5 protein-coding genes are annotated in these 7,086 nt (G+C 69.7%); 1 reads left to right on the top strand and 4 read right to left on the bottom strand.

All coding sequences use genetic code 11. The features are described 5' to 3' along the window. Nucleotides 1-171: 171 nt before the first annotated feature. The 3 genes from gcl to AC3EUV_RS35855 form a co-directional block, all read right to left on the bottom strand. Nucleotides 172-1,953 carry a glyoxylate carboligase gene (gene gcl, locus AC3EUV_RS35865; protein WP_432144626.1) on the bottom strand — a complete coding sequence of 594 codons (1,782 nt, stop codon included), beginning with the start codon at nucleotides 1,951-1,953 and terminating at the stop codon, nucleotides 172-174. A gap of 350 nt (nucleotides 1,954-2,303) precedes the next feature. After that, complete coding sequence (locus AC3EUV_RS35860; protein ID WP_435604718.1) at nucleotides 2,304-3,965, bottom strand: TROVE domain-containing protein; 1,662 nt, start codon at nucleotides 3,963-3,965, stop codon at nucleotides 2,304-2,306. Nucleotides 3,966-4,337: 372 nt separating this feature from the next. Then, complete coding sequence (locus AC3EUV_RS35855; protein WP_432144624.1) at nucleotides 4,338-5,567, bottom strand: acyl-CoA dehydrogenase family protein; 1,230 nt, start codon at nucleotides 5,565-5,567, stop codon at nucleotides 4,338-4,340. A gap of 161 nt (nucleotides 5,568-5,728) precedes the next feature. Here AC3EUV_RS35855 and AC3EUV_RS35850 point away from each other — a divergent pair, with 161 nt between their 5' ends. After that, a complete protein-coding gene (locus AC3EUV_RS35850; RefSeq protein ID WP_432144623.1) occupies nucleotides 5,729-6,376 on the top strand; it encodes a TetR/AcrR family transcriptional regulator in 648 nt (215 codons plus the stop codon). 36 nt (nucleotides 6,377-6,412) lie between these two features. On the opposite strand, the gene def is transcribed toward AC3EUV_RS35850, so the two are convergent. After that, entirely contained in the window at nucleotides 6,413-6,973 is a 561-nt protein-coding gene (gene def, locus AC3EUV_RS35845; RefSeq protein ID WP_432144622.1) for a peptide deformylase, read from the bottom strand. Nucleotides 6,974-7,086: the final 113 nt, after the last annotated feature.

Raw genomic sequence — 7,086 nt, 5'->3', positions numbered from 1 at the left:
CGGTGCCTCTCTCACATCACGGAAGGGGAGGACGGCGGCGAGGTGCCGTCCGGGGCTTTACGGGTGGGGCGTTGACGCCGGGCACGGGGGTTCACACCGCGCCCGGCCCACCGCCCGGACCGGGTCCGGTTCCGGCCCACTGTCCGGACCGGGTCCGGTGCCGGTCCGGCGTCAGACCTTGAGCGGCTTGATCGCGGTGGGTGCGTGACCGGGCTCGGTCGCGACGTCTTCCCACTCGTTGACACTGGCGATGTCGGAACCGCTCATCGAGATATTGGTGATCCGTTCGAGGATGGCCTCGACGACGACCGGGACGCGGTGCTCGGCGGCCAGCTTCTTGGCCTCCTCGAAGGCGGCGCCCAGCCGGCTCGGGTCGGTGACCCGGATCGCCTTGCAGCCCAGGCCCTCGGCGACCTTGACGTGGTCCACGCCGTAGACGCCCAGCTCCGGCGCGTTGATGTTCTCGAACTCCAGGTTGACCTGGAAGTTGATGTCGAGATTGCGCTGCGCCTGACGGATCAGTCCCAAGTAGGCGTTGTTCACCAGGACATGGATGTACGGGATCTTGTGCTGGGCGCCGACGGCCAGCTCTTCCAGCATGAACTGGAAGTCGTAGTCGCCGGAGAGCGCGACGACCGGGGTCTCCGGGTCGGCGGTGGCGACACCCAGCGCGGCCGGGATGGTCCAGCCGAGCGGGCCGGCCTGGCCGCAGTTGATCCAGTGGCGCGGCTTGTAGACGTGCAGCATCTGCGCGCCGGCGATCTGGGAGAGGCCGATGGTGGTGACGTAACGGGTCTCCGGGCCGAAGGCCTTGTTCATCTCCTCGTAGACACGTTGCGGCTTCATCGGGATGTTGTCGAAGTGCGTACGGCGCTGGAGCTGCGCCTTGCGCTCCTGGGTGGACGCGGCCCATTCGCTGCGGTCGGGCAGCTTGCCCGCGGCCTTGAGCTCCCTGGCCACCTCGACGAAGAGCTCCAGCGCGGCCTTGGCGTCCGAGGCGATGCCGTAGTCCGGGGCGAAGATCTTGCCGATCTGGGTCGGCTCGATGTCGACATGGACGAAGGTGCGGCCCTGGGTGTAGACGTCCAGCTTGCCGGTGTGGCGGTTGGCCCAGCGGTTGCCGATACCGAGGACGAAGTCGGACTCCAGGAAGTTCGCGTTGCCGTAGCGGTGCGAGGTCTGGAGGCCGACCATGCCGGCGTTCAGCTCATGGTCGTCGGCGAGGATGCCCCAGCCCATCAGGGTGGGCACGACCGGGATGCCGGTCAGCTCGGCGAACTCCACCAGCAGCCCAGACGCGTCGGCGTTGATGATGCCGCCACCGGCGACGATCAGCGGGCGCCGGGACGCGTTGAGGAGCGTGACGGCCTTCTCGATCTGGGCGCGGGTCGCGGCCGGCTTGAAGGCGGGCAGCGGCTCATACGTCTCGGGGTCGAAGTCGATCTCGGTCAGCTGGACATCGATCGGCAGGTCGATGAGGACCGGGCCGGGGCGTCCGGAGCGCATCAGGTGGAAGGCCTGCTGGAAGACCCCGGGGACCTGCGCGGCCTCCATCACGGTGGTGGCGGCCTTGGTGACCGGCTTGGCGATCGAGGCGATGTCGACGGCCTGGAAGTCCTCCTTGAGGATCACCGCGGTGGGAGCCTGGCCGGTGATGCACAGGATCGGGATCGAGTCACCGATCGCGGAGTAGAGACCGGTGATCATGTCCGTGCCGGCTGGTCCGGAGGTCCCGATGCAGACGCCGATGTTGCCCGGGTGGGTCCTGGTGTAGCCCTCGGCCATGTGCGAGGCGCCCTCGACATGGCGCGCCAGCGTGTGATCGATCCCGCCCGCGCTCTTGAGCGCCGCGTAGAAGGGGTTGATCGCGGCACCCGGCACTCCGAAGGCGTGGGCCACGCCCTCCCGCTTGAGGATCTCCACCGCGGCGCGGGCGGCTGTCATTCGAGGCATCGAGTACTCCTGCGTCGACCTGTCACGGGCAAGCTCCAGCGAAGCGGCGGAGAGACCGGATTCCGTATCGTGGAACTAATGTTTTGCTTTATGGAAGGAAAGTAGAGCGCAGCGTTCCTGTCGTCAAGGGGATGCGAGGCACCTCGAACCGGACGGCCCGCTGGACGGGCGCAGGTCACGACTGCCGCCGAAACACCTCCGGCACGACGAAAAGCCGCCCACCGGGCCATCGCCCGATGCGCGGCTTCGCGCCATATCCAGAGATGCGGAGGGCCCCACCCGGCGGCCGGGTGGGGCCCTCTTTTCGTGCCGGCGGCCCGCGCCAGGGGCGCTCGCCCGCAAAAGACGCGTCAGCTCACCGGCTGCTCCCACGGCCACCGGGCGTCCCGGCCGGCCTCAAGCAGCGGGATCATGCGGAACGCCTGGTCCGTGAGCCCACCGAAGGTGTGCCGGTGCCGGCTGCCGGACGGCGCGTGTCCGGCCTCGTATCCGGCGAGATTCCAGGTGTACATCGGCACCGCGGCAGGGACGGACTCGGTGACCTCGCGGCTGTCGTGTGCTGCCTGCTCGTCGGTGACGATGACGACACGGTCATGGCCGCGGAAGGTCGCGCGGAGGGCAGCGGCCGTGTCAGTGCCGCCGCCGAGGAACCAGCCGCCGTCCTTCCAGCGGCCGACCGCGCGCAGCAGTGACTCGGCACGCCGCAGCGGGAATGCCTTCGTGGCCGCGCCGGGAGCGTCGCCCCAGTGCCGGCGGCTGGACGAGAACGAGAAGACGTCCGCGCTCTCGCACCGCTGCCCCAGCGCGACACCGAACAGCACCGCCGCATCCCACCGCATGAGTGTGCCGTCGCGGGAGAACCCGGCGTTCATCGAACTGGACGTATCGACCATCACCAGCGTCCGGCCGCGCAGCTCCGGGATGTTCGCCATCGACAGCGCCAATGCCTGCTCAAGGGCGTGGCCCCAGCGCAGGGAAGGCGCAGCCCGGTAGGCCGAGTAGAAGCGCATCGGCAACTGCCGGGCGCGGGCGACCTGATCCGGGTCGGCGAGCTTGCGCGCCACCGTCTCGGCGACCTCGTCGGAGACACCGGCCTCGTCGAAGTTCCGCAGGTTCCGCAGCCGCGCCATGTACCCCATGGACGGGATGACCGCCTCCCACGCCGCCGCGTCCATCGGCCCCTGGAGCCACCCGGCCAGCGCCTCCCACGTCACGCCGGCCTGCTGGAGGACTTCGGACGCGTCCGGGCGGGCGAGGAGGGCGCGGCGCTTCTCGACGGGCCGGTCGGCTATCTCGGCCCGGTTGTGCAGCAGTTGCAGAGACTCCGGGATCGGCTTTTCGCGGTGGTGGCGACGGTCGATGGCGTGCTCGAACAGGTCGCCCTGCCACGGGGCCCGGGGAGCGGGGTGGATGAGTTCGATGACGTCACCGAAGCGGAATCCCTTTACCGCGCTGTCGTACTTGAGCAGGGACTTCTCGTTGTACAGCCGGCCGATGGCGTCCTCGATGCCTCGCTTGACGGGCTTGGGGATGCGGCGGCCGTGGCGGGAGGTCCAGTAGGCGAGGAGTTCCCCCGGCTCGTCGGCGCGCTGGAGGACGGCGGCGATCACCTTGCGGTTGGACCCCGCTGCTTCGTCCGGCACGGAGGCGCCGGCCGGGCCGCCGGAGCCGCGGCCGACTTCTAGGCGGGCCTTGACGTACTCGGCCGCGCCCACGATCGCCGCGGTGCGCATGTTGCCGGGACCCCGCAGCCAGCCGAGCATCTCCGCGGTCCATGCCGGGTCCTCGACGGCGAGCTGCCGAATGAGCTGGGTGTAGCGGTCATCGCGCTGCCCGCCGGTCTCGTAGAAGCTGTCGGTGCCGACGAAGTTGGCGACCGCGAGCAGGAACAGCTCCGACTTGGCATCGCGCAGATAGCCGGAGCCGCCTTGGTGGGTGCGGATCCGCCTGCCGGTGGTGGTCACCGGTGAACCGGCGGCGGCAGGCGCGTCACGGATGTTGAAGCGGGACAAAGGTGGACCCCTCACATGGAGGGGAAGCTCAGCAGTGGGGTGCCCGAGATCAGAGTCGGCCGAGGAAACAAGGTGCTCTGCCAACTGAGCTACGCCGACCCGAAGTCGACGACGGGACTCGAACCCGCGACCGCCCCATTAACAGTGGAAGTATCCCCCGCCTGCGCACCGGGCACCCCGGTGCTGCGCCTCCCGAGATCAAGAACGGCCTGCGGCAGGACTTTTGGAAGAAGTAGCCGTGGGCCTGCGCACCGGGAGGTGCATGTGCGAGCACTGTAACCCGCCCCGCTGACAAAGCTCATGGGGTTTTCCTGCGCCTCACGACGCAGCCGCCCCGCGGCGTGCGGGGCGCAGGCACGCGTCCGTACGGGGCTAGCGAATCGGCATCCCGGACAGCGTCCGGGCGATCACCAGGCGCTGGATCTCGCTGGTGCCCTCGAAGATCGTGTAGATGGCGGCGTCGCGGTGCATCCGCTCGACCGGGTATTCGCGGGTGAAGCCGTTGCCGCCGAGGATCTGTACGGCCTGGGCGGTGACCTTCTTGGCGACCTCGCTGGCGAAGAGCTTGGACATGGAGCCCTCGGCAGAAGTGAACGGCTTGCCGGTCACCGCCATCCAGGAGGCGCGCCAGACCAGGAGGCGGGCGGCGTCGATCTGGGTGCGCATATCGGCCAGTTGGAAGGCCACGCCCTGGTTGTCGATGATCGGGCGGCCGAACTGGGAGCGGGTCCGGGCGTACTCCAGCGCCTCCTCGTAGGCGGCCCGCGCGGTGCCGACCGCCATCGCGCCGACGGCGGGCCGGGACGCCTCGAAGGTGGCCATGGCGGCGTTCTTCACCCGCTCCTGCCCGTCCTTCTTCGCGTTCTCGCGGGCCCGGGCGAGGCGCTCGTCGAGCTTCTCCTTGCCGCCGAGCAGGCAGTGACCGGGGACCCGGACGTTCTCCAGGACGACCTCGGCGGTGTGCGAGGCGCGGATGCCGTGCTTCTTGAACTTCTGGCCCTGGGAGAGACCGGGGGTGTTCGGGGGGACGATGAAGGAGGCATGGCCCTTGGAGCCGGCTTCTGGGTCGACGACCGCGACGACGACATGGACATTGGCGATCCCGCCGTTGGTGGCCCAGGTCTTGGTGCCGTTGAGCACCCACTCGTCCTTGGCCTCGTCATAGACCGCGCGGGTGCGCATCGCGGCCACGTCCGAGCCGGCGTCGGGTTCCGACGAGCAGAACGCGGCGACCTTGACGTCATCGACATCGCCGTACATCTGCGGGACCCAGGTGCCGATCTGCTCCTCGGTGCCGTTCGCGAGCACCCCGACGGCGGCCAGGCCGGTACCCACGATCGACAGGCCGATGCCGGCGTCGCCCCAGAACAGCTCCTCCATGGCCATGGGGATGCCTAGGCCCGTCGGGTCGAAGAACTGCTGGGCGTAGAAGTCGAGGGAGTACAGGCCGATCTTGGCGGCCTCCTGGATCACGGGCCAGGGGGTCTCCTCCCGCTCGTCCCACTCGGCGGCGGCGGGGCGCATGACATCCGCGGCGAAGCCGTGAATCCAGTCACGGACTTCCTTCTGCTCGTCATTGAGCTCCATGGTGAACTCGGCCATGTCCCCTCCAGCTGCTGCGGCAGTGCGGTGTTACTAGCGGTAACCCGAAGTGTGTTACTCGCCAGTAAAGGCTGTCAACTCCCCTGGGAACGAAATCGCCGTGGAGATCGGGTGTTACGTTGCGCCAGCGCCACGGATTCACAAGGGTGGGGAGCACGACCATGGAAAGCACCGAGCACAGCGGCCGCCAGAAGACAGCGACCGAGCGCCGACGGCGGGAGCTGCTGGAGGCCGCCGAGCGCATTGTGCTGCGCGACGGCCCGGACGCCTCGATGAACGCCATCGCCGCCGAGGCAGGTATCACCAAACCGATCCTCTACCGGCACTTCGGCGACAAGGGCGGGCTCTACCGCGCGCTCGCCGTCCGGCACACCGACGCCCTGCTCGCCAATCTGGCGACCGCGCTGGACGCACCCGTCCTGCGCCGGGACCGGGTCGAGGCCACCCTCGACGCCTACCTGCTCGCGATCGAGGCCCGGCCGCAGGTGTACCGCTTCCTGATGCACCCGTCGGACGAGGACAACGCCTCCGAGTCCGGCTTCGACGTCGGACGGCACTCCGCCCCCCTGCTGCGCCGGCTCGGCGAGGAGCTGGCCAAGGTGATCAGCGACCGGCTCGACCTGGGTCCGGGCGGCGAGCTGACGGCGCGCGTCTGGGGCCATGGCATCGTCGGCATGATGCAGCACGCCGGTGACTGGTGGCTGCGCGAACGCCCGTGCTCGCGCGAGCAGTTGGTCAAGCAGCTGGCCGATCTGCTCTGGGGGCAGCTGGCCACGGTCGACGACCGCGCGGACGGCCCCGGCTTCTGAGCGCCGGCCGGTGAAACGGCGGGCGGCGCCGGTCGCTCAGCGGCCGGGCGCCTCCGCCGGCGCGGCCCACGGGGCCTTCGCCGCCGCCCGGAGCGCCCGCCGGCGGCGCAGCCCGGTCAGGTGGTCGACGTAGAGACCGCCGTCGAGATGGTCACACTCGTGCTGGAGACAGCGGGCGAAGAAGCCGGTGCCGGTCACCGTGGCGGGCTCGCCGGTGACGCTGACCCCGGTCACCACGGCATGGTCGTGGCGCGGGGTGCCGGCTTCGATGCCGGGGAGCGAGAGACAGCCCTCGGGTCCGCGGATGACCGGGCCGTCGGCCTCGATGAGCCGGGGGTTGACGAGATGCCCCAGGTGACGGCGGTCCTCGTCGTCGGGGCAGTCATAGACGAAGACCCGCAGCGGGACGCCGATCTGGTTGGCGGCGAGGCCCACGCCCTGCGCGGCGTACATCGTCGCGTACATGTCCTCGACCAGCCGGGCCAGCTCGTCGTCGAAGACGGTGACCTCCTGGCAGGGCTCGGTCAGGGCCGGATCGCCCAGCAATCGCAGCGGGCGGACATGGCCGGAACTGCCGGGAATGGTGCGGGGACGCATGGGGACAAGCGTACGGTCCTGCACACAGCGGATGTCGCCGCACGGGTGGCGGGGTTCGGGGCTGCGGCCGGATCTCGATAGGCTGATCCCCGACCGAAGCCCCGGCCGGTCAT

The sequence above is a fragment of the Streptomyces sp. bgisy130 genome (assembly GCF_057708345.1).
This window is presented reverse-complemented; position numbering and strand designations above follow the sequence as displayed.